Source organism: Acidovorax cavernicola, assembly GCF_003581445.1.
Map to the genome: position 1 here is coordinate 40,142 of NZ_QXMN01000002.1, position 23,615 is coordinate 63,756.

24 protein-coding genes are annotated in these 23,615 nt (G+C 69.0%); 12 read left to right on the plus strand and 12 right to left on the minus strand.

The genetic code is table 11. The features are described from left to right. Positions 1-5: 5 nt before the first annotated feature. Entirely contained in the window at positions 6-1,283 is a 1,278-nt protein-coding gene (locus D3H34_RS03010) for a LysR family transcriptional regulator (RefSeq protein WP_286185406.1), read from the minus strand. Between the two features lie 193 nt (positions 1,284-1,476). On the opposite strand from D3H34_RS03010, the gene D3H34_RS03015 reads away from it, so the two are divergent. The 5 genes from D3H34_RS03015 to D3H34_RS03035 are packed head-to-tail and all read left to right on the plus strand — an operon-like array spanning position 1,477 to position 6,214. Next, a complete protein-coding gene (locus D3H34_RS03015; protein ID WP_119551981.1) occupies positions 1,477-2,505 on the plus strand; it encodes an amidohydrolase family protein in 1,029 nt (342 codons plus the stop codon). A gap of 2 nt (positions 2,506-2,507) precedes the next feature. Next, positions 2,508-3,203, plus strand: coding sequence for a 4-carboxy-4-hydroxy-2-oxoadipate aldolase/oxaloacetate decarboxylase (gene ligK, locus D3H34_RS03020; RefSeq protein ID WP_119551982.1), 696 nt, complete (start codon positions 2,508-2,510; stop codon positions 3,201-3,203). A 15-nt stretch (positions 3,204-3,218) separates the two neighbouring features. Continuing rightward, complete coding sequence (locus D3H34_RS03025) at positions 3,219-4,538, plus strand: gallate dioxygenase (protein ID WP_119551983.1); 1,320 nt, start codon at positions 3,219-3,221, stop codon at positions 4,536-4,538. Then, the gene (locus D3H34_RS03030) at positions 4,535-5,509 is read left to right on the plus strand and encodes a Bug family tripartite tricarboxylate transporter substrate binding protein (protein WP_119551984.1); all 975 of its coding nucleotides are present in this window, start codon (positions 4,535-4,537) and stop codon (positions 5,507-5,509) included. The genes D3H34_RS03025 and D3H34_RS03030 overlap by 4 nt, the downstream gene beginning before the upstream one ends. A gap of 15 nt (positions 5,510-5,524) precedes the next feature. Next, positions 5,525-6,214, plus strand: coding sequence for a substrate-binding domain-containing protein (locus D3H34_RS03035; protein ID WP_119551985.1), 690 nt, complete (start codon positions 5,525-5,527; stop codon positions 6,212-6,214). A 15-nt stretch (positions 6,215-6,229) separates the two neighbouring features. On the opposite strand, the gene D3H34_RS03040 is transcribed toward D3H34_RS03035, so the two are convergent. Then, complete coding sequence (locus tag D3H34_RS03040; RefSeq protein WP_119551986.1) at positions 6,230-6,634, minus strand: GFA family protein; 405 nt, start codon at positions 6,632-6,634, stop codon at positions 6,230-6,232. A 90-nt stretch (positions 6,635-6,724) separates the two neighbouring features. Between D3H34_RS03040 and D3H34_RS03045 the strand changes: the two genes are divergently transcribed. From D3H34_RS03045 to D3H34_RS03055, 3 genes are all read left to right on the plus strand, one after another. After that, on the plus strand, positions 6,725-7,702 hold the full coding sequence (locus D3H34_RS03045) for a helix-turn-helix transcriptional regulator (protein WP_119551987.1): 978 nt from the start codon (positions 6,725-6,727) through the stop codon (positions 7,700-7,702). A 108-nt stretch (positions 7,703-7,810) separates the two neighbouring features. Further along, positions 7,811-8,449 carry a response regulator gene (locus D3H34_RS03050; RefSeq protein ID WP_119551988.1) on the plus strand — a complete coding sequence of 213 codons (639 nt, stop codon included), beginning with the start codon at positions 7,811-7,813 and terminating at the stop codon, positions 8,447-8,449. Between the two features lie 4 nt (positions 8,450-8,453). Continuing rightward, positions 8,454-10,343, plus strand: a complete 1,890-nt coding sequence (locus D3H34_RS03055; protein ID WP_286185407.1) for a sensor histidine kinase — start codon at positions 8,454-8,456, stop codon at positions 10,341-10,343. A 12-nt stretch (positions 10,344-10,355) separates the two neighbouring features. On the opposite strand, the gene D3H34_RS03060 is transcribed toward D3H34_RS03055, so the two are convergent. The 5 genes from D3H34_RS03060 to D3H34_RS03080 all read right to left on the minus strand — a co-directional run bounded on the left by D3H34_RS03060 (position 10,356) and on the right by D3H34_RS03080 (position 15,202). Continuing rightward, a complete protein-coding gene (locus D3H34_RS03060) occupies positions 10,356-10,658 on the minus strand; it encodes a hypothetical protein (protein WP_119551990.1) in 303 nt (100 codons plus the stop codon). Positions 10,659-10,788: 130 nt separating this feature from the next. Further along, positions 10,789-12,273, minus strand: coding sequence for a DegQ family serine endoprotease (locus tag D3H34_RS03065; RefSeq protein WP_119551991.1), 1,485 nt, complete (start codon positions 12,271-12,273; stop codon positions 10,789-10,791). A 77-nt stretch (positions 12,274-12,350) separates the two neighbouring features. Further along, positions 12,351-13,703: an ATP-binding protein gene (locus D3H34_RS03070; protein ID WP_434057672.1), complete on the minus strand. Its 1,353-nt coding sequence runs from the start codon at positions 13,701-13,703 to the stop codon at positions 12,351-12,353. Between the two features lie 8 nt (positions 13,704-13,711). Continuing rightward, on the minus strand, positions 13,712-14,371 hold the full coding sequence (locus D3H34_RS03075) for a response regulator (protein WP_119551993.1): 660 nt from the start codon (positions 14,369-14,371) through the stop codon (positions 13,712-13,714). Between the two features lie 60 nt (positions 14,372-14,431). Next, a complete protein-coding gene (locus tag D3H34_RS03080; protein ID WP_119551994.1) occupies positions 14,432-15,202 on the minus strand; it encodes an IclR family transcriptional regulator domain-containing protein in 771 nt (256 codons plus the stop codon). 132 nt (positions 15,203-15,334) lie between these two features. Between D3H34_RS03080 and pobA the strand changes: the two genes are divergently transcribed. Next, positions 15,335-16,516: a 4-hydroxybenzoate 3-monooxygenase gene (pobA, locus tag D3H34_RS03085; protein WP_119552235.1), complete on the plus strand. Its 1,182-nt coding sequence runs from the start codon at positions 15,335-15,337 to the stop codon at positions 16,514-16,516. On the opposite strand, the gene D3H34_RS03090 is transcribed toward pobA, so the two are convergent. The 5 genes from D3H34_RS03090 to D3H34_RS03110 are packed head-to-tail and all read right to left on the minus strand — an operon-like array spanning position 16,486 to position 20,981. Further along, a complete protein-coding gene (locus D3H34_RS03090; RefSeq protein ID WP_119551995.1) occupies positions 16,486-16,935 on the minus strand; it encodes a nuclear transport factor 2 family protein in 450 nt (149 codons plus the stop codon). The genes pobA and D3H34_RS03090 overlap by 31 nt on opposite strands. Then, positions 16,932-17,339 (minus strand): SRPBCC family protein, encoded by a 408-nt coding sequence (locus tag D3H34_RS03095; RefSeq protein ID WP_119551996.1) that lies wholly within the window; start codon positions 17,337-17,339, stop codon positions 16,932-16,934. The genes D3H34_RS03090 and D3H34_RS03095 overlap by 4 nt, the downstream gene beginning before the upstream one ends. Positions 17,340-17,358: 19 nt before the next feature. Further along, positions 17,359-17,718: a VOC family protein gene (locus tag D3H34_RS03100; protein WP_119551997.1), complete on the minus strand. Its 360-nt coding sequence runs from the start codon at positions 17,716-17,718 to the stop codon at positions 17,359-17,361. Continuing rightward, complete coding sequence (locus D3H34_RS03105) at positions 17,697-18,611, minus strand: helix-turn-helix domain-containing protein (RefSeq protein ID WP_119551998.1); 915 nt, start codon at positions 18,609-18,611, stop codon at positions 17,697-17,699. The genes D3H34_RS03100 and D3H34_RS03105 overlap by 22 nt, the downstream gene beginning before the upstream one ends. Positions 18,612-18,650: 39 nt before the next feature. Then, positions 18,651-20,981 (minus strand): xanthine dehydrogenase family protein molybdopterin-binding subunit, encoded by a 2,331-nt coding sequence (locus D3H34_RS03110; RefSeq protein WP_119551999.1) that lies wholly within the window; start codon positions 20,979-20,981, stop codon positions 18,651-18,653. Positions 20,982-21,208: 227 nt separating this feature from the next. Between D3H34_RS03110 and aat the strand changes: the two genes are divergently transcribed. The 3 genes from aat to D3H34_RS03125 are packed head-to-tail and all read left to right on the plus strand — an operon-like array spanning position 21,209 to position 23,581. Beyond that, positions 21,209-21,964 (plus strand): leucyl/phenylalanyl-tRNA--protein transferase, encoded by a 756-nt coding sequence (aat, locus tag D3H34_RS03115; protein ID WP_119552000.1) that lies wholly within the window; start codon positions 21,209-21,211, stop codon positions 21,962-21,964. Between the two features lie 6 nt (positions 21,965-21,970). Continuing rightward, on the plus strand, positions 21,971-22,720 hold the full coding sequence (locus D3H34_RS03120) for an arginyltransferase (protein WP_119552001.1): 750 nt from the start codon (positions 21,971-21,973) through the stop codon (positions 22,718-22,720). Between the two features lie 30 nt (positions 22,721-22,750). Further along, a complete protein-coding gene (locus D3H34_RS03125) occupies positions 22,751-23,581 on the plus strand; it encodes an IclR family transcriptional regulator (protein WP_119552002.1) in 831 nt (276 codons plus the stop codon). Positions 23,582-23,615: the final 34 nt, after the last annotated feature.

A 23,615-nucleotide genomic window follows, 5' to 3' on the forward strand; every position in this document is an offset into this window, starting at 1 on the left:
GGACGCTACCCGGTAGCGCCCGGCAACGCGGTTGCGCGGAAGTCCGCAGACCGCGCCACCACCGCCCGCACCTCGTCCATCAGCGCGCGCGCACCCGGCGACGGAAACGCGCCCCGGCGCTGCGTCAGTCCGATCTCGCGACGTGTCCGGTCGAGCGGAAAGTCGAGCACGACGAGGCTGCCGTCGCGGATCTCGTAGCGCAACTGGTGCGCCGAGATGGCGGTGAGCATGTCGCTCTCCAGCAGCAGCCCGCGCAGCACGGCCAGGTCGCCGGTCTCGACCGTGGGAACCGGCGGCACCTCGCGGGCCGCCGAGAAGAACTGTTCGAGCAATTCGCGCGAGGGCGTGTGGTGCCGCGACAGCACCCAGCTCGCCTGCCGCAAGGCGTCGAAGTCGATGCGCGCAGCCCGCGCGAGCGGGTGGCCGGCGCGGGCGATCACCGAGATGCGGTCTTCGAACAACGGCTCCTGCTGCAGGTCCCTGGCCTGCGTCGGGCTGCGCAGCGCGCCGAAGATGAAGTCGACATCGCCACTGCGCAGCGAGGCCGCCAGCGCGTCGTACGGGCTCTCGACCGTCGCCACGTGCAGCCCGGGGTGGCGTGCAACGAGCGCGGCAATGGCCAGCGGCAGGATCTGCGTGCGGCCCAGCGGCAACGCGCCGACGGTCACGCTGCCTTGCAGCAAGCCCTCGCTGGCGGCGATGTCCGGGCCGATGTGGCGCAGTTCGGCCAGCACGCGCCTGAAATGGAAGGCCACGATCTCGCCGGCCGGCGTCGGCCGCAGTCCGCGCGCCTGGCGCTCCAGCAATGCCACGCCGAGCCCGCCTTCGAGGTCTTTCAACGCGCGGCTGATGGCCGGCTGGGTGATGCCGAATTCGCGCGCCACCGCCGGCATGTTCCGTTGCTCGACAAGGCCGGCAATCACGGCCAACCGCCGGCCGTTGAGGATCGAGGCGAACAGCGACGGCAGGTCGGCGTTCGCGCCGATGCCGCCGCGCGTCACGAGCTGCGTGCGCGCCTCCTCGAACTCACGCTCGATCCGTTGGGCGCGCACCTGCACCAGTTCGCCGCAGGAGTTCAGCGCCATGCCGCGCGCGCGGCGCTCGAACAGCGGTCGGCCGAGCGCGTGCTCGAGTTCGGAGATGGCACGCGTGACGCCCGAGGCCACCCGATACAGCCGCTCGTCGGCAGCCCTGGCGATGCTGCCGGAGGCGGCCACCGCGGAGAAGGCGCGCAGATGCCGCAGGTTGATGCCGAGCGCACCACCGAGTGCACTGCCATTCACATTTTCGATAACTTTTTCTCTTGGGTCCATGCGCGGATCTTTTGCCCTCTTCAGCTGGAAGAAATGCAGGGCCAAGCCCTGGATCAAACCTTATCGATAAAAAAGTCTGATGGCAATCCAACCCGAACTCAGCCCACGTTCCGGCATAGGCCACCACACTCGACCACTTCGAGACACGACCCACGGGCTGCACATGATCATCGACTGCCATGGCCACTACACCACCGCCCCGAAGGCGCTGGAGACCTGGCGCAACCAGCAGATGGCCGGCCTGAAGGACTCCGCGCTCAGGCCCCGCGTCGCCGACCTGAAGATCAGTGACGACGAGCTGCGCGAATCGATCGAGGGCAACCAGCTGCGCCTGATGAAGGAGCGCGGCATCGACCTGACGATCTTCAGCCCGCGCGCCAGCTTCATGGCGCACCACGTCGGCGACTTCGAGACTTCGTCGACCTGGGCCGCGATCTGCAACGAACTCTGCTTTCGCGTGAGCGCGCTGTTCCCCGATCGCTTCATCGGCGCAGCGATGCTGCCGCAGTCGCCCGGCGTGGACCCACGCAGCTGCATTCCCGAGCTGGAGCGCTGCGTGCGCGAGTACGGCTTCGTGGCGATCAACCTCAACCCCGACCCGTCGGGCGGGCACTGGACTTCGCCGCCGCTGTCGGACCGCCACTGGTACCCGCTCTACGAGAAGATGGTCGAGCACGACATTCCGGCCATGGTGCACGTCAGCACGAGCTGCAACGCCTGCTTTCACACGACCGGTGCGCACTACCTGAACGCCGACACCACCGCGTTCATGCAGTGCCTCACGTCCGACCTGTTCCGCGACTTCCCGGCGCTGCGTTTCGTGATCCCGCACGGCGGCGGCGCGGTGCCCTACCACTGGGGGCGCTTTCGCGGCCTGGCACAGGAGCTGAAGAAGCCGCTGCTGCAGGACCATCTGCTGAACAACATCTTCTTCGACACCTGCGTCTACCACCAGCCGGGCATCGACCTGCTGACGCGCGTGATTCCGGTCGCCAACATCCTGTTCGCCAGCGAGATGATCGGCGCGGTGCGCGGCATCGATCCCGAGACCGGCTTCTTCTTCGACGACACGCGCCGCTACATCGACGCGACACCGATGCTCGACGCGCAGACGCGCCATCAGGTGTTCGAGGCCAACGCGCGCCGTGTCTATCCGCGCCTCGATCGCGCACTCACCGCCAAAGGGCTCTGACCATGTCCCACTCCATCCCGCAACTGGGCGTCGTCCATCGCCACATCACGCGCGCCGATCCGGCCGCTGTCGGCCAACTCTCCCGTTTCGGCGTCTCGACCGTGCACGAAGCGCTCGGCCGGCTCGGGCTGATGCAGCCGCGCATCCGCCCCATCCACCCCGACGCGCACTTCTGCGGGCCCGCCGTGACGGTGCTGCTGCAGCCGGGCGACAACTGGATGCTGCACGTGGCGGCCGAGCAGATCCAGCCCGGCGACGTCGTCGTGGCCGCCTGCACCAGCGACAGCACCGACGGCTTCTTCGGCGACCTGCTCGCCACCTCGTTCAAGGCACGCGGCTGCCGGGGCCTGGTGATCGACGGCGGCGTGCGCGACGTGCGCGATCTCAACGCGATGGGCTTTCCGGTGTTCAGCCGCGCCATCCATGCCAAGGGCACGATCAAGGCCACGCTGGGCGCGGTGAACGTGCCGGTGGTGTGCGCGGGCGCGCTGGTGCACCCGGGTGACGTGATCGTGGCCGACATCGACGGCGTGGTCGTGGTGCCCGCCGCGCGTGCGCAAGCGGTGGCCGACGCGGCCGAGGCCCGCGAGGCGAACGAGACGGCCAAGCGCGCCCGCTTCGCCGCCGGCGAACTCGGCCTGGACATGTACGCCATGCGCGAACCGCTCGCCAAGGCGGGCCTGCGCTACATCGACTGACGGGAGCACACGGTCATGGCTCGCATCATCGGCGCCGTCGCGTGCTCGCACACGCCCACCATCGGCTTCGCAGTCGACAAGCACAAGCAGCAGGACCCGGTCTGGGCGCCCATCTTCGAGGCCTTTGCGCCGGTGCAGCGCTGGCTTGCCGAGCGCCAGCCCGACGTGCTCTTCGTGATCTACAACGACCATGTGAGTTCGTTCTTCTTCGACCACTACGCGGCCTTCTCGCTCGGCGTGGGTGAACGGCATGCCGTGGCCGACGAAGGCGGCGGCGCACGCGACCTGCCACCGCTGGCCGGCCATCCGGCGCTCGCGCAGCACATCGGCCGCTCGCTGGTGGCGGACGAATTCGACATGTCCTTCTTCCAGGACCGCGCACTCGACCACGGCGTGTTCTCGCCCATGTCGCTGCTGTGCCCGCACACGCCCGACTGGCCGACGCCGGTGATCCCGTTGCAGGTCGGCGTGCTGCAGTCGCCCGTGCCGTCGGCGCGGCGTTGCTACAAGCTCGGGCAGGCGCTGCGCCGCGCGATCGAAAGCTACCCCGAAGACCTGAAGGTCGCCATCGTCGCCACTGGCGGGCTGTCGCACCAGGTGCACGGCGAGCGCGCGGGCTTCAACAACACGGCATGGGACGCGCAGTTTCTCGACCTCATCGAGAACGACCCCGTTCGGCTCACCGAGATGACACAGGCCGAGCTGGCCACGCTCGGCGGCATGGAAGGCGCGGAAGTGATCATGTGGCTGGTGATGCGCGGCGCGCTGTCGGCCAATGTGCGCAAGACGCACCAGAGCTACTACCTGCCGTCAATGACAGGCATTGCCACCGCCATCTATGAAAACCTGGCAAGCCCGCCGGTCGCCGGCGAAGTGCGGCGGCACCAGCGCCACGTGGAAGAGCAACTGGCCGGCATCGAGGCGCTGGAGGGCACGCACCCGTTCACACTCGAGACCAGCGTGCGCGCCTACCGCCTGAACAGGTTCCTGCACGGCATGACGCGCCCCGAACACCGCGCGCACTTCCTCGCCGACGAGGAAGCCGCGTTCGAAGCGGCGGGCCTGACGCCGAACGAGCGTGCACTCGTGCGTGCGCGCGACTGGCGCGGGCTCATCCACTACGGCGTGATCTTCTTCATGCTGGAAAAGCTCGGCGCAGTGATCGGTGTATCGAACCTGCACATCTACGCCGCCATGCGCGGCCAGACGCTGGAAGCCTTCCAGCAGACCCGCAACGCGCCCGGCGCGCTGTACTCGGTGGCGGGCAAGGACGCCGCGCCGCAGACCTGGGACACCTCATCGCCCGCCTCCTCGCTCTCCTCGAAATCACCATGAACACACGCCGCTTTCTCACCCTGACCGCCCTGCTCGCGCTCGGCTTCTCCACGCTTCCCGCAGCCGCCGCCGATGCCTACCCGTCGCGCCCCGTGAAGATCCTCGTCGGCTACAGCGCCGGCGGCGCGGTCGATGCCATCGCGCGCTCGGTCGGCCAGCGCATGTCGGCGGTGCTGGGCCAGCCCGTGATCGTCGAGAACAGGCCCGGCGCCGGCACCAACATCGCGGTGAAAGCGCTGACCTCGAGCCCGCCCGACGGCTACACGCTGCTGCTCGCGGCCAACGCGCTCGCCGTGAACCCCTCGCTGTACCAGCCCGCGCCCTACGACCTGGCGCGCGACTTCACGCCCGTGGCGTCGGTAGGCCGAGTGCCCGTGGTGTTCGCGGTGCGCGACGGCGCGCCGATCAAGTCCTTGCCCGAACTGGTCGCCGCCGCCAAGGCGAAGCCAGGCGGCGTGACGATCGCCACACCGGGCAACGGCGCCACGCCGCACCTGGCGATGGAGCTGTTCCAGCACACGGCCGGCATCTCGCTGCGCCACGTGCCCTACAAGGGCGGCGCGCAGGCGCTCACCGACGTGCTCGGCGGGCATGTCGACGTGGTGGCGGTCAACGCACTCGAGGTGCTGCCGCTCGCGAAAGCTGGCAAGCTGAAGGTGCTGGCGGTGATGAGCGCCGAACGATCGGCGGTGCTGCCGGGCGTGCCGACCGTGGCCGAATCGGGTTTTCCGGGCTTCGAGGCCAGCGTCTGGTACGGCTTCGTCGCGCCCGCCGGCCTACCGAAACCCGTGGCCACCAAACTGCACGAGGCGGTGCAGAAGGCACTCGAATCGCCCGAGGTGCGCGACCAGCTCGCCGCCGCGGGTGGCGGGCCGCTGCCGGGCCCGGCCACGCAGTTCGAGAAGCTGCTCCAGAGCGAAGCGGCGCGCTACGGACAACTGATCCGCGATGCCGGCATCAAGCCCGACTGAGCCGAAGATCCCGCCATGACCGCACCGATCCGAGGCCTGTGCTCGATGGCCACCCGTGGCCTGCTGGAAGAACTTGGAGCCCTGCACACGCAACGCACGGGCGTGCCGGTGACCTTCGAGGCCGTCGGTGGCGTCGATGCGGCACGGCGCGTGGCGTCGGGCGAAGACTTCGACGTGGTGGCGCTGGCCTCGAACGCCATCGATGCACTGGCCGCCGCGGGCCGGCTCGATGCGTCGGGCAAGGCCGACATCGTCCGTTCGGGCGTGGGCGTCGCGGTGCGCGCAGGAGCGCCGAAGCCCGTCATCTCGACTGCCCAGGCGCTGCGCGCCGCAGTGCTCGGGGCCGATCGCATCGGATACTCGACGGGGCCGAGCGGTGTCGCGCTGAGCGCGCTGTTCGCACGCTGGGGTCTCGCCGACACGCTGCAAGACCGCCTGGTGCAAGCGCCGCCGGGTGTCGCGGTGGGCACGCTGGTTGCGCGCGGCGATGCGTCGCTGGGCTTCCAGCAGATGAGCGAGCTGATCGGCGTCGAGGGCATCGACCTGCTCGGGCCGCTGCCGCCCGAGGTCCAGATCCTCACGACCTTCTCGGCCGCGCCAGGCATCGGATGGGCGCAGCCGGCCGCGGTGCGGGCCCTGCTCGACTTCATGACGTCGCCGGACAGCGCCGGCTCGAAGCGCCGGCACGGCATGGACCCGGCCTGAACCCCGGCCCTCCGCTCAGAGGTAACGCACCTCGGCCGGCGCCTCGAACCAGTTGTTGTTGCGCCCGTCCATGTAGTTCACGGGCGCGGTCGACAGCTCTTCGAGCGTCGCGTCGTCCAGGCAGGCCACGTTCACGCTGACGTACGCGCCGCCGATCTCCGGCACATTGCCGCGCCCGAAGGACTTGACGCCGCAGTGCCGGCAGAACAGGTGCTCGGCGCTGAACGAGCCGAACTGGTAGCGCGACAAGTCTTCCTCGCCCGAGAGCAGCGTGAAGTCGGCCGGCTTGACGATGGTGCCCCAGCCGCGCGACTTCATGCAGATGGAGCAATTGCACTTGCCGGTGCCCTCGGCGAGGTCGATGAGCGCCTGGAAGCGCACTTTGCCGCAGTGGCAGCTGCCGTGATAGGTCTTCTTCATGGTCGGTGTCCGTGGAAACGAGTGGAGGAAACCCAAGGCTACGACCTATTGCGGACAGATTCTGTCCTCGATCGCAGGCATGATGCGCCCATGCTGTCTGCTTCCGCCCGCCTCCTTCGCCTGCTCGCGCTGTTCCAGGCCCAGCGCGCATGGACCGGTGCCGCCCTGGCCGAGCGGCTGGAGATCACCGAGCGCACGCTGCGTCGCGACGTCGACCGGCTGCGCAGCCTCGGCTACACGGTCGATTCCACCTCGGGCGTGGCCGGCGGCTACCGGCTCGGCGCGGGCAGTGCCCTGCCTCCGCTGCTGCTCGAAGATGAAGAGGCCATCGCGGTGGCGCTGGCGCTCGGCCACGCGGGCACGGGCGAAGGCGACATCGGCAACGCCTCGATGCGCGCCCTTGCCAAGCTCGACCAGTTGATGCCGCCGCGCCTGCGGCGCCGCCTGGGCAGCGTCCGCGCCTCGGTGGTGCCGGTGATGCGTGGCACCTCGGGCGTGCGCGTGAAGGCGGTGTCGATGTTCGCGGAGGCCTGCACCGAGCGGCGCGAGCTGCGCTTCGGCTACCAGGACCACCACCAGACGGTCACGCTGCGCACGGTGGAGCCGCACCGCGTGGTGCAGACCGGCCCGCGCTGGTACCTGCTGGCCTGGGACATGGCGCGCCAGGACTGGCGCACCTTCCGCCTCGACCGCATCGTCGACGCCGAGCCCACGGGCGCACGCTTTGCCGCACGCCGCCTGCCGCTGGGCGATGTCGAGGCCTACATGGAACACGCGCTCAAGGTCTCGCCTTACCTGCATCACGCGCGCGTGGTCGTGCATGCGCCGCTCGCCGCGCTGGAGCCGCACCTGGGCTGGGTGGGCGGCGTGCCCGAGGTCGTCGACGCGGGCCGCACGCGCATCGTCACCGGCGCCAGCTCGCTCGACGCGTTGTCCGTGTGGCTCGGCTGCCTGGGCCACGAGATCGAGATCGAGTCGCCCGCCGAACTCGTGCAGCACGTGGCGCAAGTCGCCACACGTCTGGACACCATCGCGCGCCGCCAGGGTACCTCCCTCCCCCGTCTATAGGATGGGCGCCCCCGATCCCCGTCGATAGGCTTGCGGCACTTGCAACCTCCGAACGGAAACGGATCTGCCCATGCGCCTCGGCCACGGTCTCGCCTGCGGGAGCCCGCCATGCCTCTGACCGCCACCCAGGTCGCCGTGGTCGAGGACGACAGCGGCATGCGCGAGCGCATCGCACGCGTGATCGGCGCCGACCCGTCGCTGGCGCTGGCCTTCAGCGCCTCGAACGCGGTCGACATCCTGAACTGGCTCACGGACAACCCGGTCGACGTGCTGCTGGTCGACCTCGGCCTGCCCGACCATCCCGGCCTGCAGGTGATCCGCCAGTGCCGCCGCATGCAGCCGGCCTGCGCGGTGATGGTGCTCACGATCTTCGGCGACGAGACCCACATGGTGCAGGCCTTCGAGGCCGGCGCGCGCGGCTACCTGCTCAAGGACGGCACCGAGGCCGACCTGGCCGCGCACGTGCGCCACCTCGGCGCGGGCGGCTCCCCGCTGCCGCCGGGCATCGCGCGGCAGCTGCTGCGCCGCTGGCAGGCCTCCGACGGCGCGCCCGGGCATCTTTCGTCGCGCGAGGCCGAGGTGCTCGACCGGGTCTCTCGTGGTTTCACCTATGCTGAAATCGGCGCACAGATGGGAGTCTCTGCGTCGACGGTTCAAACCCATATCCGCAACATCTACGGCAAGCTGGATGCGCCCCCACCCTCGGAATCAGCGTTGGCGCCCCGTCCTCCAGGCCGGCTTTCCTAGCCGTGTGAACCGTCCCGCCCCGTCTCTTGGCCTTGGCCGCCTGCGCGCCCTGCTGCTCCTGCAACTGCTGTGCTGGCTGGCCGCCACAGCCCCCTTCGCCCATGCCGGAACCCCGCCGGGAAGCACCGAAGTCCGATGGGCCGAAGCCAGCCTCGAACCCGACGGCCTGCCGCCGCAGGTGCGGCAGGTGGAACTGCCGTTCCGCTGGGACCACGAGTTTCCGGGGCGCGGCGGCAAGGCCAGCTACCGCATCGAACTGCCCGCCGACGCTGCACGCGCAGACGACGCGCAAGCGCTGCTGATGTCGGGCCTGGGCAACCAGGCGGCCGTGTGGTTCAACGGTGCGCTGGTCGCCAACTACGGCACGCTCGGCGATCCGGCCTACGACGCCGGCAAGGCGAACCTGCTGATTCCGCTGGCCGCGGCGCTGCGGCGCGGCAACGGTCAGGCTCAGGAGCTGCACATCCAGGCCACCATGCAACGCCAGCGCGGCGGCGGACTCGCCAGCGTGCTCTACGGCCCTGAGGCATCCCTGGCCCCTTTGCACCGTTCGCAGCAGAACTGGCGTAACACCTCGGCCATCGTCTACGCCGTGAGCCTGCTGCTGATGGGTGGCCTGGCCGCCGGGTTGTGGCTGCGCCAGCGCGATGCGCTCTACGGTTGCTTCGCGCTGGCCGCGCTTTCGGGCGTGGCGCGCAACCTCGACCGCGTGCTGACCGAAGGGCTGGTGCCCTGGCCGCTGTGGGGCGCGGTGGTGGCGGTCTGCTATGCCTTCCACATCGGGCTGATCGCGCGCTTCGTGCTGCTGGTGCTCGACCGCAACCCGCCCTGGCTGGTGCGCTCGATCTACGGCTCGCTGGCGCTGTCGGTGGCGCTGGCCTGCGCCTCCTTTGCCTTTGCACTGCCTGTGCTGTGGACCACGGGCCTGGCGATCCTGCAGGTCACGAGCACCATCTGCTTGCCCTACGTGGTGCACGGCGCGCTGGTGGCGCGGCGTCGCATCGCGGGCGTGCTGATGGCCGCAGGCACGCTGGCCATCCTGGCGGGCGCGCACGACCTGCTGCTGGTGCGCATGGGTCTGTTCGGCGGCGCCTACTACACGCTCACCTCGCACGCGATCTTCTTCTTCGTGATGATCCTGGCCGGCCTCGTGGTGGAGCGCTACAGCCGCACCGTGGCCGACTACCGCTCGCTCAACGCCAACCTCGCCGCGCGCGTCGCCGAGCGCGAAGAACAACTGCGCGGCGCCTTCGAGACTGTGCGCAAGCAGCAGGAAGAACAGGCCGTGCTGGTGGAACGCCAGCGCATCATGCGCGAGATCCACGACGGCGTGGGTTCGCAGCTGGTGGGCCTGCTCAACGTGGTGAACCAGCCCGCACCCGACCGCGATGTGGTCGAGGAGCACGTGAAGCTCGCCCTCGACGAGATGCGCATGGCCGTCGATTCGCTGCAGCCCATGCACGACGACCTCACCACCGTGCTCGCCACGCTGCGCTACCGCCTGCAGCCGCGGCTGGACGCCGCCGGCATCGAACTGGTGTGGGACGTGGAAGTGATTCCGCAGCTGGAGCCCTTCGCGGCACAGGCGGCCCTGCAGCTGCAGCGCATCCTGCTGGAAGCCTTCACCAACGTGCTCAAGCACGCGCGCGCCTCGCGCATCGTGATGCACGCGAGCTGGCACGGCGACGAAACACCGCCGCTGGTGCGCATCGTGCTCACGGACAACGGACGCGGCCTGCCCTCGGCATCGGCCGACGGCGCACGCACGGGATACGGCATCGCCAACATGCGCACGCGCGCCCAGTCCATCGGCGCGCGATTGCAGATCGAAACCGTGGACGCGGCAGCCGGCGGCACGCGCATACGGCTCGACTGGCCCTGCGCGCCGGCCTGACACCGAACCCTTTCAGCGCAGCGCGAACGCCAGCGTCACCGCGCCCAGCGCGAGCAGCCCGAGGCCCGCGATGAAGACCACCTCGCCGCAGGCCTCCAGCCGTGCGCCCGACCGGCGCGAACGCATCGAGATGAAAGACAGCAACGCGCTGGCCAGGAAGACCAGCGCGTCAACCGCCAGCAGGCGGTCGATCAGAAGCCGCATGTCGTCGCGCGGACCGAGATGCCCGATGGACATCACCGTCATGCACACGCCGATCATCGTGGCCGACGTGGGCAGGATGTGGGCCGAGAGGCTCCGTTCGGAAGACGCCATGTCGGATATCGGCTCAGGCTCGGAATCAGGATCTTTCGTGGAGTACCGCGGAACCGGCTTTGCCGGGCCGCAGGTGCTGCCCCCGACAGGGGGTTGGCGAAGCGACACGAAGTGCGCGAAGCCTGGGGGCTTACCCAATCCTCACCGGCACAAAGATCTTGTCTTCGCCGCGCTGGATCAGGAGCGCCACCGACTTGTCGGCCTTGGCCACCGCCTGGCGCACCTGCTCCAGGCTCTTGGCCGGCGTGCCGTTGATCGCCAGCAGCACGTCGCCGGCCTGCACCCCGGCCATCGCCGAGGGGCCGGCCACGTCCTCGATCAGCAGGCCGCCGTCGACCGAAGCTGCGCGCTGCTCCTGCGGCTGCAGCGGGCGCAGTGCGAGGCCGAGCTTGCCCTGCCCCGCCGTCGTGTCGGCCTTCGCGACCTGGGCCGGCTTGTCGCTCGCATCGCCGAGCTTGGCCTGCAGCTCCTGGCGCTCGCCCTGGCGCCACACCTCGAGCGTGACCTTCTTGCCCGGCGCCTGCTGGCCGATCACGGCCGGCAGGTCGCCCGAGGACACGATGGCTTGGCCGTCGACCTTGCGGATCACGTCGCCCGCCTTCAGGCCGGCCTTGTCGCCGGGGCCGCCCTTCTCGATGTTCGAGACCAGCGCGCCCTCGGGCTTGTCGAGCTTGAACGAATCGGCGAAGGCCTGGTTCACCTCCTGCACCGCGACGCCCAGCCGCGCATGCGTGGCCTTGCCGGTGGCGACGATCTGGTCCTTCACCTGCACCGCCACGTCGATCGGAATGGCGAACGACACGCCCTGGTAGCCGCCGCTGCGGCTGTAGATCTGCGAGTTGATGCCCACCACCTCGCCGCGCGCATTGAGCAGCGGCCCGCCTGAATTGCCGGGGTTCACGGCCACGTCGGTCTGGATGAACGGCACGTAGCTGTCGTCGGGCAGCGTGCGGCCCTTGGCGCTCACCACGCCGGCCGTCACGGTGTTCTCGAAACCGAAGGGCGAGCCGATGGCCAGCACCCATTCGCCGACCTTCAGGTCCTTGGTGTTGCCCAGCGCGAGCACGGGCAGGTTCTTGGCGTCGATCTTGAGCACCGCGATGTCGGTCTTGGCGTCGGCGCCCAGCACCTTGGCGCGGTACTCGCGGCGGTCGGTCAGCTTGACGGTGACTTCCTTCGCGTCCTTCACCACGTGGGCGTTGGTCATGATGATGCCGCTCGGGTCGACGATGAAGCCCGAGCCCTGCGAACGCACCGGCACGGCGCGCTGCTGTTGTTGGCCGCGCGGTCCCATCTGCCCCTGGAAGCGGCGGAAGAACTGGAACATCGGATCGTCCGGGTCCATGCCCTGCAGCTGCGCCATGGTGTCGTCGTCGTCCGAGACCTTCTCGGTGCCGGTCACGCTGATGTTGACCACGGCCGGGCCGTCGCGCGAGGTGATGGTGGAGAAGTCGGGCAGCGTGACCATGGCGGCCGGCGCCGTGGCGACGGCGTTGGTGGTCGGAGCCCCCACGGCACGGGCGCTGGTGTAGGCACCGGCGCCGACGGCACCGATCACGCCGGCGCTGGCCAGCGCGATCACGAGGGCACGGGGAGACGTCAGGGAGGCTTTCATTCTTCGATTCCTTTCAATCCATGCGCCGCAGCGCAAACACGATGAAAGGAATGTCGCGGCCCTGGCTTAGGCGTCGCTTAAGCCGCCACGCTGGCTCCGGCCGGTGGATCGGTCGGAAAACGCACGCGCACCTGCAGCCCGCCCAGGCTCGGCGACGCCGCCAGCGCGACCGTGGCCCCGTGCAGATCGGCAATCGACTTCACGATGGCCAGCCCCAGGCCGCTGCCCGGCGCCTGCGACTCGCCCGAGCGGTAGAACCGGTCGAGCACGCGCGCGCGCTCGGCTTCGGGCAGCCCCGGGCCGCTGTCGTCCACGCGCAGCTCCACCGCGTCGGCGAGCTTCACGATGCCGACGTCGACCCGCCCGTCTTCGGGCGTGTACTTCACGGCGTTGTCGATCAGGTTGCGCAGCAGCATGCGCAGCGCCTCGGGCTGACCGCTCACGGTGGTGCCGGCGTCGGCCTGCGCCACGCCGATGTCGATGCGCCGGACCTGCGCGCCCGCCACCGCATCGGAGATCGCCAGGCGCGCCACTTCGGCCAAGTCGACCGGCTCGGGCTTCGCGCCCGCAGCCATGCTGGCCTCGTGCCGGGCCAGCGCCAGCATCTGCTCGACGAGGCGCGTCGCACGGTCGATGCCGGCCGAGAGCCGGCTCACGGCGAGCGTGCGCGCCGAATCGTCGGGCGCGCGTTGCAGGCCCTGCACCTGCAGCTTGAGGGCGGCCAGCGGCGAACGCAGTTCATGCGCGGCATCGGCCACGAAGTGCTTCTGTGCATCGAAGGCATGGCGCACGCGACCGAACAGCAGGTTGAGTTCCTGCACCAGCGGGCGCACCTCTTCGGGCAGGTTCTCTTCGCTCACCGGCGAGAGGTCGTCGGCCTGCCGGGAGGCCACCTGCCGGCGCACGCGCGCCACCGGCGCCAGCGACAGGCTCACCACCCACCACACGACCAACATCAGCAGCGGCGCCATCAACGCCACGGGCACGATGGTGCGCAGCGCGAGCGAGCCGGCCATGTGCCGCCGCGCCGCCATGTCCTGCGCCACCTGGATCACGAGGCCGCGCGTCTGCATCGAGAACACGCGGTAGGTCGTGCCGCGTGCACGCACATCGGCAAAGCCCAACACCGCGAGCTGCGGCAGCGCCGCCTGCTCTGCGGATTCGAAGATGCGCACGCCGTCGATGGTCCACACCTGGACCACGAAATCGAAGTTCTGCTCCGCGCCGCCAAGCCCGCCCACCGCAGCGCTCGGCGGCAAGCCTGCGCGCAACGACAGCGCCATCTGCTGCATGTGGTAATCGAAGATGTCGTCGGCTTCTTTGAGCACGGTGCGGTAGGCCACCAGCGCCTGCGCGCCGGCCGCGAGCACGATGGCTGCCAGCAAGAACACCAGCAGCCGCGCGCGCAGCGAGCCGAACAACCTCGTCACGTGGCGCATCATGCCTTCGGCACCATGTAACCGACGCCTCTGACGTTGCGGATCAACTCAGCGCCCAGCTTCTTGCGCAGCCCGTGCACGTACACCTCGACCGCGTTGCTGCTGATCTCGTCCTTCCAGCCGTAGAGCTTTTCTTCGAGCTGGGCGCGCGAGAGCACCATGCCGGGTCGGGCCAGCAGCGGCTCGAGCACGGCCCATTCACGCGCCGACAGCACCACCGGTTCCCCGTTCACTGCGACCTCTCGCGTGGCGGGGTTGATGCTCACGCCCATGTGCTCGTACACCGGCTCGGCGCGTCCGGCCGCACGCCGCAGCAAGGCGCGGATGCGCGCCAGCAGTTCGTCGAGGTCGTAAGGCTTGAGCACGTAGTCGTCGGCGCCGGCGTCGAGCCCTTCGATGCGCTGCTGCACCGAGTCGCGCGCGGTGGCGATCAGCACCGGCATGCGCTGCTTGCGCGCACGCAGGGCGCGCAGCACTTCAAGGCCATCGCGGCGCGGCACGCCCAGGTCGAGCAGCACCAGGTCGTACTGCTGGGTGCGCAAGGCCGACTCCGCGGCGTCGCCGTCCTTCACCCAATCGACCGCATATTGCTCGGCCCGCAGCAGGTCGAGCACGGCCTCGCCGATCATCACGTCGTCTTCGAGCAGCAGGAGTCGCATGGTGGTGTCCGTTTCGGGAGTTCGAGGCGGCGCTGTCGCCGAAAATTCAGCGCACCCTGATCACAGAAGAGAGCGCACTTCCCGCGCCGCTTCGAACAGCAGCGGCAGCATCTCGCGCTGCAAGGTCTCTTCCTGGTAGCGCGTGCCCGAGAGCACCACGTTGAGCGCGGCCACCGTGTGCCCCTGCATGTCGCGCAGCGGCACGGCCAGCGCCTGCACGCCGAGTTCGTGTCCTTCGCTGGCAAAGCAGTAGTCGTTCTTGCGCACGCGCGCGATCTCTTGGCGCAGCGCGCGCGCCTGCGTGATGGTGTGCGGCGTGAGCCGCGCCAGATGCCGGCCCTTGAGCCACTGCGTCAGCTGGGCGGCACTCATCGCGGCCAGCATCACGCGGCCGGTGGACGTCGCATGGGCCGGCAGGCGCGCACCGAGGTGCAGGCCGTAGGCCAGCACCCGCGTGCCCGCGGTATGACTGCCGCTGCGCGCGATGATGACCGCCTCCTCGCCGTCGAGCACCACGGCGGAGAACGACTCGCCCGTCTGCGCGGCCAGCCGGTTCAGCGTGGGCTGCAGCGCGCGCGGCAGGCGCGACGAGGCCAGGTAGCTGCCCGAGAAGCGCAGCACCTTCGGCGCCATCCAGAAGTAGCTGCCGTCGGTTTCCAGGTAGCCCAGGTGGGCGAGCGTGAGCAGGTGGCGCCGTGCGGCGGCGCGCGTGAGGCCTGCGCGCTCGGCCGCCAGCGTGGCGTTCAGGCGCTGGCGCTCGGTGTCGAAGCTTTCGAGCACCGCCATGCCCTTGGCGATGCCCTCGATGAAATCCGCGCGGGCGATGGTCATTGGTCGTGGTTCGCTGAAGTGTTGCGCGATGATCGCGCACGCATTCGCATGATCGCACAGAGCCTCGCCGGGCGGTGCGCCAATCCGGCGGCCACGCCCTACGCTTCGCAAAACCCATACGGAGACACGAACATGCGCACCCAGGTCGCCATCATCGGCGCAGGCCCCGCCGGCCTTCTGCTCGGCCAGCTCCTGCACAAGGCAGGCATCGACAACATCATCGTGGAGCGCCAGAGCGGCGACTACGTGCTGGGCCGCATCCGCGCCGGCGTGCTCGAGCAGGTCACGATGGACCTGCTGGCGCGCGCGGGCGTCGACACCCGCGCCAAGGCCGAAGGCCTGCCGCACGACGGGATCGAGCTGCTGTTCAAGGGCGCCCGCCACCGCATCGACATGCACGACCTCACCGGCGGCAAGCAGGTCACGGTGTACGGCCAGACCGAGGTGACGCGCGACCTGATGGAAGCGCGCGCGGCCGAAGGCCTCACCACCATCTACAGCGCGGCCAACGTGAGCCTGCGCGACTTCGACACCGGCCGCCCGCGCGTGCGCTACGAGAAGGACGGCCAGACGCACGAGATCGAATGCGACTTCATCGCCGGCTGCGACGGCTACCACGGCGTGAGTCGCGCCAGCGTGCCGGCGAATGCGATCCAGACCTACGAGAAGGTCTACCCCTTCGGCTGGCTCGGCGTGCTGGCCGATGTGCCACCGGTGTCGCACGAACTCATCTATGCCAACACCGAGCGCGGCTTCGCGCTGTGCAGCATGCGCAGCGCCACGCGCTCGCGCTACTACGTGCAGGTGCCGACCGAGGAGAAGGTCGAGAACTGGAGCGACGAGGCCTTCTGGAACGAGCTGCGCGCGCGCCTCGACCCCGAAGCGCGCGAGCGCCTGGTGACCGGCCCTTCGCTCGAGAAGAGCATTGCGCCGCTGCGCAGCTTCGTGGCCGAGCCGATGCGCTTCGGCTCGCTGTTCCTGGCCGGCGACGCCGCGCACATCGTGCCGCCGACCGGCGCCAAGGGCCTCAACCTGGCAACGGCCGACGTGGGGTACCTCTCGCGCGCCTTCGAGATCTTCTACAACGAGAAGTCGGCCTCGGCACTGGACCGCTACTCCGACCTGTGCCTGCGCCGGGTCTGGAAGGCCGAACGCTTCTCGTGGTGGTTCACCTCGCTGATGCACCGCTTTCCCGAGACGGGCGCCTTCGGCCAGAAGATCCAGGAAGCCGAACTCGACTACCTCGTGCATTCGCGCGCGGCGTCCACCGCGCTGGCGGAAAACTACGTGGGACTGCCGCTCGAAGACTTCTGAGCGTCAGACGACAGCACCTCGTCGACCCACCGCTGGTCTTCGTCGTAGATCCAGCATTCGCTGAGCTTGCCGTCCTTCACGGCATAGCGCAGCTGGCGCTCCAGTTCGATCGGGCGCCCCTGGTGCTCGAACTGCTCGACGGCGACGATCAGCCCGAAATGCTCGCCGGCCAGCACATCGCGGATGGCGACCAGCCGGCGGTTCGTTCGCTCCTTCACCTGCTTGAGCACCGCGAGACAGGCCGCCTTGCCCCGGTGCGTGCCCGCGAGCGGGCTGCGGCCGAAGTAGTGAAAGACGACCTCGTCGTGGTAGCTGTCGACGATGGCCTTCAGGTCGTTGGCGGCCCAGGCCTGCGCGTAGCGCTGCACGACGGCCTGAATTTCGCCCGCAGCAGGTGCAGCAGGTGTCGGGGTGTTCATCGTTCGGCGGCCTTCTCCAGTGCCTGTTTCATCGCGGCGCCGCCGTGCGCCATCATGGGCTCGACGTACGCCGCAAGCCCGTCGGGCAGCACGTCGGTGATCCAGACGAAGCGCGATCGGCCTTCGCCGTGCGCGAACACCTGGGCCGAGGCGTGGTGGTGCGTGGCCTTGCCGTCGGTCACGGTGTAGGCCAGGCGGCGGTTCTCGTCGTCGAGGGCCACGAGCAGTTCGCGCGCCACGAGGCCGTTGGCAAAGTGGACGATGCGGGCGCCCTGCCCGTCGAGCTCACACCCGGTGAGAAAGCCCGGTGCCAATCGCGTGTGGACGGCGCCGAAGTCGCGCAGCGCGTCCCACACCTGCGCCGCATCGCGCTCGACGATGAATTCCTTGTAGACGGAGGCCATGGGGTCGATGCCTTTCAGGTCAGGGACAGACGGCCTCGACGTTGTTGCCGTCGGGGTCGATGAGGAAGGCCGCGTAGTAGGTCGGGCTGTAGTCGGCGCGCGGCCCTGCGCCGCCGTTGTCGGTGCCGCCGGCTTTCAACCCGGCCTTGTGGAATGCGGCGACGGCGGCGTGGTCGGGTGCGCGGAAGGCGATGTGCGTGCCCGGGCCCTTGGCGCCCTTCGCGGCATAGAGCCACAGGGCCGGTTCGCCGGCCGGCCCGATGCCGGCGTAGCTGTCGTCGTGGGAGCCCAGCACATGGCCGAGCGGCGCGAGCGCGGCTTCGTAGAAGCGCCGGCTCACGGCGAGGTCTTTGACTTTCAGTCCGATGTGGTCGTACATGGCGATGACTTTCTGCTTGAAGGGTGGATCAAGCGGTCATCGTGAAGCAGCGCGGCCAGGCGGTCTTGGAAAATCTTGCGGTCGCCCTTGGCCGCCAGCCGGAACCCGCGCGGCGACACACCGGCCGCGCGATGGAAGGTCCGCACGAAGTTACTCAGGTCGGCAAAGCCGGCCTCGAAAGCCACCTCGGTCACGGAGCGGTCGCTGTCCGCCAGCAGGCGGGCCGCGCGGCGCAGCCGGGAACGCACGAGGTACTGGTGCGGCGTGACGCCGAGCACCTGGGAAAACAGACGCAGGAAATGGAAGGCGCTCAGGCCCGCCTGGGCGGCGGCGTCTTCCAGACCGATCTCGCCTGCGGCGTGGGCTTCGATCCACGTGGCGGCCTCGACCGCGCGGCGACGATCACGCGGCGTGGCCGACGGCGGCGCCACGGGTTGGCCGCGCCCCTTCACCACGTCGAGAAAACGGCTGGCGAAGCCCATGCCCAGTTCATCCAGGCCCACGTCGCTGCCGCCTTCGACCGCGACCTGCGCGAGCTCACCGAGCACCATGAGCTCGGGCAGCGGCGGCAGTCCGGAGGCTCGCCAGCTGCGCCGGTCGCCGCCGATCAGGTCGACGAACCCCGGCGAGAAATGGAACGACAGGCACTCGTCGCCGCAGGCGAAGTGTTCGTGGGTGCAGATGTAGTCATCGCCCGGGGCGCCGACCAGCACGGAGCCGGCTACCAGTTCGTAGTCGCGGCCCAGCGCGCGGCAACCGAAACTGCCCTTGCGAACGTACGAGACCGAGTGCGTCTCGTGCATCTCGGTGAAAGGCGCCGCGCCGACGCCCGCATCGCAGCGGTAGGTCGAGACGCGGATCGCGTCGGTCTGCAGTTCTGTGGTGACGCGCATGATGACTTTCGTCGCCCTTCGATCACCAGCAGGCGGCGCTCAGTCGATGGTTTGCATCGCCTGCCAGACCCGTGACGGGCTCAGGGGCATGTGCAAGCGAGGCGCGCGGGCCCCGAGACCGTTGCGTGCGAAAGCGTCGGCCACCGCGTTGACGATGGCGGGCGTGGCGCCGATGGTGCCCAGCTCGCCCACGCCCTTCACGCCCAGCGGGTTGTTCTTGCAGGGCGTCGATTCGTCCATTTCCATCTGGAACATGGTGTCGACGATGTCCGCGCGCGGTGCGGCGTAGTCCATGAGGCTGCCGGTGACGGGCTGGCCAGTCTCGGTGTCGTAGACCACCTGCTCGTACAGCGCCTGCCCGATGCCCTGCACCGCACCGCCCTCGAGCTGGCCGCGCACGATCATCGGGTTGACCACGCGGCCCACGTCGTTGACGGAGCTGTAGGCCACGACGCTGATCTCGCCGGTGGGCGGATCGAGTTCGATCTCGCAGATGTGGCAGCCGTTGGGCCAGCTCGGGCCGGCCACGGTGCTGGTGGAGTCGACGAAGATCTCGCGCCCCGGCTGCTTGGCGGCCAGGGTGAACAGGTCGAGTTCGAGGTCGGTGCCGGCCACGATGAAGGTGCCGCGGCTGTAGACGATGTCGTCGATGGAGGCCTCGAACTCCTGCGCGGCGAGTTCGCGCGCCTTGTCGATGGTGCGCTCGGCACCGATGCGCACGGCCGAGCCGCCGGTGAAGAGCGAGCGCGAGCCGGCGCTGCCGAAGCCGTCGCCGCGGTCGGTGTCGCCGAGCACCACGCGCACCTTCTCGATGGGCACGCCAAAGGCATCGACGGCCAGCTGCGCGAGCGAGGTCGCAATGCCCTGCCCCATCGCGTTGACGGCCGAGAACACCTCGATCACGCCGTCGGCCTGCACCGAGACGGTGACGCGCTCTTCGAACACATTGCCACCCGTCCATTCGAGGAAGGTGGCGATGCCCAGCCCGCGGTGCTTGCCGCGCGCCGCCGACTCGGCCGCGCGGGCCTCGAAGCCCTGCCAGTCGGCCAGCTGCAGCGCCTGGTCCATCACCGACTCGAACTGGCCAGTGTCGTAGGTCTGTGCCATCGGGTTCTTGTAGGGCATCTGCTCGGGGCGGATGAAGTTGCGCCGGCGCAGCGCGATGCGGTCGATGCCGGTCTGGCGCGCGGCCTCGTCCATCAGGCGCTCGATGGTGAAGATGGCTTCGGGTCGGCCTGCGCCGCGGTAGGCGCCGGTGGGGGCGGTGTTGGTGAGCACCGCCTTGAAGTGGAAGTCGATGGTCTGGATGTCGTAGACGCTGGTCTGCACCCAGGGGCCGATCAGCAGCTGGATCGCGACACCGGTGCCGGTGGCGTAGGCGCCCACGTTGGCGAGCGTCTTGATGCGCAGGGCCAGGATCTTGCCGTTGGCATCGAGCGCCATCTCGGCGCGCGCTTCGATGTCGCGGCCGTGCGCGCTGGACAAAAACTCTTCGCTGCGGTCGGCCACCCATTTCACGGGCCGCCCCACCTGCAGGGCCGCGTAGGCGACCGCGATGTCCTCGGGGTAAGCCCCGGTCTTCATGCCGAAGCCGCCGCCGACGTCGCCCACGACCACGCGGACTTTTTCCTTTGCGAGGCCGATGGCCGCGCAGACCGAATCGCGCACGCCGGACGGCATCTGGGTGCTCATGCGGATGGTGAGACGATCTGTCTTGCTGTCGTGCGTGGCGAGCACGGCACGCGGCTCGATGGTGAGTGCCACCACGCGCTGGTTGTTCACGTCCAGGGCAACCACGTGGGCGGCGCGCTCGAACGCGGCGGTGGCGGCCTCGCTACTGCCGTGGCGCATCTCGGCGGCGATGTTGCCTGTGGCTTCCTCGCACAGGAGCGGCGCGCCGTCGGCGGTCGCGCCGGGGAGGTCGACCACCATCGGGAGCTCTTCGTAATCGACCATGACGGCTTCGGCCGCATCGCGTGCCTGCTGCACCGTACCGGCGATGACGGCTGCAACCGGCTCGCCCACGAAGCGGGTGCGTTCGTGCGCCAGGGCACGGCGCGGCGGGCTGACACTGTCGCTGCCGTCGGCGCGCTTGAAGCCGGCGGCACCGGGCATCGGCTTGACGCCGGCCTCGGCCAGGTCGGCACCGGTGATCACGCGCAGCACGCCGGGCATGGCGGCCGCCGCGGACGTGTCGACGGACACGATGCGCGCATGCGGATAGGGGGAGCGAAGGAAGACGAGATGCGCCTGTTCGGCGAGCGTGACGTCGTCTGTGTAGCGGCCGGCGCCTGCGAGCAGGCTTTCATCCTCGAGGCGGCGCACCGCCTGGCCGCTGCCGAAGCGCGTGGGGTTGGGTTCAGTGGTCAACGTGGTCCTCTTGTGCTGATCCCCGGCGCGCTGCACGTGCCTGCCGGATCCGCTGTGGGTACTGCGAAAGCAAGCTGTGCACTATAGGTTTTTCGACGGGTCTTGTGGGGTTGTCTCTCGTGCCTTCGGCTGGGCACCGGGGCTGCAGCCTTTTGGACTGTTCCCGCGTGAGCGGGATTTTCCCTCAACTGGCTGACGTTTTCGAGAAGCCGTGTATACCTGCAACCATGCGACAACTGCCTTGGCTCGAACCCGGAGACACACTGCCCGACCCCGCTTCGGCATGGGACGAAAGGGACCCCGTGCCCGGTCTGCTGGCGGCCGGCGGATCGCTCGATGTCGATACTCTGATGCAGGCCTATGGCCGCTGCGTCTTCCCCTGGTTCAGCGATGACCAGCCCATCCTGTGGTGGAGCCCCGACCCGCGCATGGTGCTGCGGGTGAACGATTTCCGGCTGCATCGCTCGCTGCGCAAGACCCTGAGCCGTTTTGCCGCGACGCCCGGCTGCGAGCTGCGGATCGATCACGATTTTGGAACAGTGATCCAGGCGTGTTCGCAGTCGCCGCGCGCCGGCCAGTCGGGCACGTGGATCGTGCCCGACATGGTGAAGGCCTATACGCAATTGCACCGCGCGGGGCACGCCCACAGCGTCGAGACATGGATCGACGGGGAGCTTGCAGGCGGGCTGTATTGCGTGGCGCTGGGCCGTGCGGTGTTCGGCGAGTCGATGTTCACACGTCGGCCGGACGCCTCGAAGATCGCGCTGGCCGGCCTGGTCGCGCTGTGCCGGCGCGCCGGCGTCGAGATGATCGACTGCCAGCAGAACACGTCCCACCTTGCCAGCCTCGGTGCCCGCGAAATACCGCGCGCGCGCTTCGTCTCGCATGTGGCCCGGGCCCGAAAACAGGCGGGCCCCCAGTGGCAATTCGACCCCGTATACTGGTCCGAACTCCTTTCCGAGCGACCTCCTCTTTCGACGTGACGTGACGTGACGCACCTCAAGGATCTTCCGCTTCACACGCTGCAGTTCTACGCGACGGCGCCCTATCCCTGCAGCTACCTGCCGGATCGCCAGGCCCGCTCGCAGGTGGCCACGCCCAGCCACCTGATCCACAACGACGCTTATTCCGACCTCGTGCTCAGCGGGTTCCGGCGCAGCGGCATGTTCACCTACCGGCCCTACTGCGACGGCTGCCGCGCCTGCATCCCGCTGCGCGTGCTGGCGCACAGCTTCCAGCCGAACCGCAGCCAGCGACGGACGGCCAAGCAGCACGCCGACCTGCAGGCGCGCGTGCTCAAGCTGTGTTTCGTGCCTGAGCACTACCAGCTCTACCTGCGCTACCAGACCGGCCGCCACTCGGGCGGCGGCATGGACCACGACAGCATCGACCAGTACACCCAGTTCCTGCTGCAAAGCCGCGTCAACTCACGGCTGGTCGAGTTCCGCGAAACCCTGCCCGACGGCAGCCCGGGTGCGCTGAAGATGGTGTCGATCCTCGACGTGCTGAGCGACGGCATCTCGGCCGTCTACACCTTCTACGAACCTGAGGAAGGCGCCGGTTACGGCACCTACAGCGTGCTGTGGCAGATCGAGCAGGCCCGCAAGCTGGGTCTGCCGCACGTCTACCTGGGCTACTGGATAGAGCGCAGCCCGAAGATGCACTACAAGGCCCGCTTTTCCCCGCACGAAGTGTTGGTGGACGGCCACTGGCAGGCACCAAGCGATTTCACAAGGTAAAATGGCGCACGGTCATCACCGCATTGCGCCATGAGAAAAAACCTATCCGACGTTCCCGCCACTCCCGTCATCCAGGTCATCGAGCGCATGTTCTCGCTGATCGATGTCTTGGCCTCGCGCGAAGAGGCGATCTCGCTGAAGGAAATCAGCGAAAAGACGGGGCTTCACCCGTCGACCACCCACCGCATCCTCAATGACCTCGCGGTCGGTCGCTTCGTCGACCGACCGGAAGCCGGCAGCTACCGCCTCGGCATGCGCCTGCTGGAACTGGGCAACCTGGTCAAGGGACGGCTGAATGTGCGCGACGCGGCCCTGGGCCCGATGCGCGAGCTGCACAAGCTCACCCAGCAGCCGGTCAACCTCAGCATGCGCCAGGGCGACGAGATCGTCTATATCGAGCGCGCCTACAGCGAACGCTCCGGCATGCAGGTCGTGCGCGCCATCGGCGGCCGCGCGGCGCTGCACCTCACCTCGACTGGCAAGCTGTTCCTGGCCGCCGACGATCCACAGCGCGTGCGCAGCTACGCCACGCGCACCGGCCTGGCCGGCCACACCCGCAACAGCATCACCCAGTTGCCTGCGCTCGAGCGCGAGCTGTCGAAGGCACGCCAGTACGGCATCGCCCGCGACAACGAAGAACTGGAGCTGGGCGTGCGCTGCATGGCAGCCGGCATCTACGACGACCAGGGCAAGCTGGTGGCCGGCCTGTCGATCTCGGCCCCGGCCGATCGCCTCGACGAAGGCTGGCTGCCCAAACTGCAGGCGACCGCCAACGAAATCTCGGGTGCATTGGGCTTCAAGGACGGCGTGGCGGCAACGCCTGCATCTGCGTCGGGCCCGAACATGACAACGGGCGCCTGAGCGCCCGTTTTTTCCGACTCGTTTTCTCTCTTTT

Bases quoted from the DNA above. Each gene is read 5' to 3' on its own strand.
- D3H34_RS03015 (WP_119551981.1), top strand. From the start codon at position 1,477: ATGATCATCGACTGCCATGGCCACTACACCACCGCCCCGAAGGCGCTG.
- D3H34_RS03045 (WP_119551987.1), top strand. From the start codon at position 6,725: ATGCTGTCTGCTTCCGCCCGCCTCCTTCGCCTGCTCGCGCTGTTCCAG.
- D3H34_RS03100 (WP_119551997.1), bottom strand. From the start codon at position 17,718: ATGTACGACCACATCGGACTGAAAGTCAAAGACCTCGCCGTGAGCCGG.
- D3H34_RS03090 (WP_119551995.1), bottom strand. From the start codon at position 16,935: ATGAACACCCCGACACCTGCTGCACCTGCTGCGGGCGAAATTCAGGCC.
- ligK (WP_119551982.1), top strand. From the start codon at position 2,508: ATGTCCCACTCCATCCCGCAACTGGGCGTCGTCCATCGCCACATCACG.
- D3H34_RS03040 (WP_119551986.1), bottom strand. From the start codon at position 6,634: ATGAAGAAGACCTATCACGGCAGCTGCCACTGCGGCAAAGTGCGCTTC.
- D3H34_RS03060 (WP_119551990.1), bottom strand. From the start codon at position 10,658: ATGGCGTCTTCCGAACGGAGCCTCTCGGCCCACATCCTGCCCACGTCG.
- D3H34_RS03105 (WP_119551998.1), bottom strand. From the start codon at position 18,611: ATGCGCGTCACCACAGAACTGCAGACCGACGCGATCCGCGTCTCGACC.
- pobA (WP_119552235.1), top strand. From the start codon at position 15,335: ATGCGCACCCAGGTCGCCATCATCGGCGCAGGCCCCGCCGGCCTTCTG.
- D3H34_RS03050 (WP_119551988.1), top strand. From the start codon at position 7,811: ATGCCTCTGACCGCCACCCAGGTCGCCGTGGTCGAGGACGACAGCGGC.
- D3H34_RS03065 (WP_119551991.1), bottom strand. From the start codon at position 12,273: ATGAAAGCCTCCCTGACGTCTCCCCGTGCCCTCGTGATCGCGCTGGCC.
- D3H34_RS03125 (WP_119552002.1), top strand. From the start codon at position 22,751: ATGAGAAAAAACCTATCCGACGTTCCCGCCACTCCCGTCATCCAGGTC.
- D3H34_RS03080 (WP_119551994.1), bottom strand. From the start codon at position 15,202: ATGACCATCGCCCGCGCGGATTTCATCGAGGGCATCGCCAAGGGCATG.
- aat (WP_119552000.1), top strand. From the start codon at position 21,209: ATGCGACAACTGCCTTGGCTCGAACCCGGAGACACACTGCCCGACCCC.
- D3H34_RS03075 (WP_119551993.1), bottom strand. From the start codon at position 14,371: ATGCGACTCCTGCTGCTCGAAGACGACGTGATGATCGGCGAGGCCGTG.
- D3H34_RS03035 (WP_119551985.1), top strand. From the start codon at position 5,525: ATGACCGCACCGATCCGAGGCCTGTGCTCGATGGCCACCCGTGGCCTG.
- D3H34_RS03030 (WP_119551984.1), top strand. From the start codon at position 4,535: ATGAACACACGCCGCTTTCTCACCCTGACCGCCCTGCTCGCGCTCGGC.
- D3H34_RS03025 (WP_119551983.1), top strand. From the start codon at position 3,219: ATGGCTCGCATCATCGGCGCCGTCGCGTGCTCGCACACGCCCACCATC.
- D3H34_RS03095 (WP_119551996.1), bottom strand. From the start codon at position 17,339: ATGGCCTCCGTCTACAAGGAATTCATCGTCGAGCGCGATGCGGCGCAG.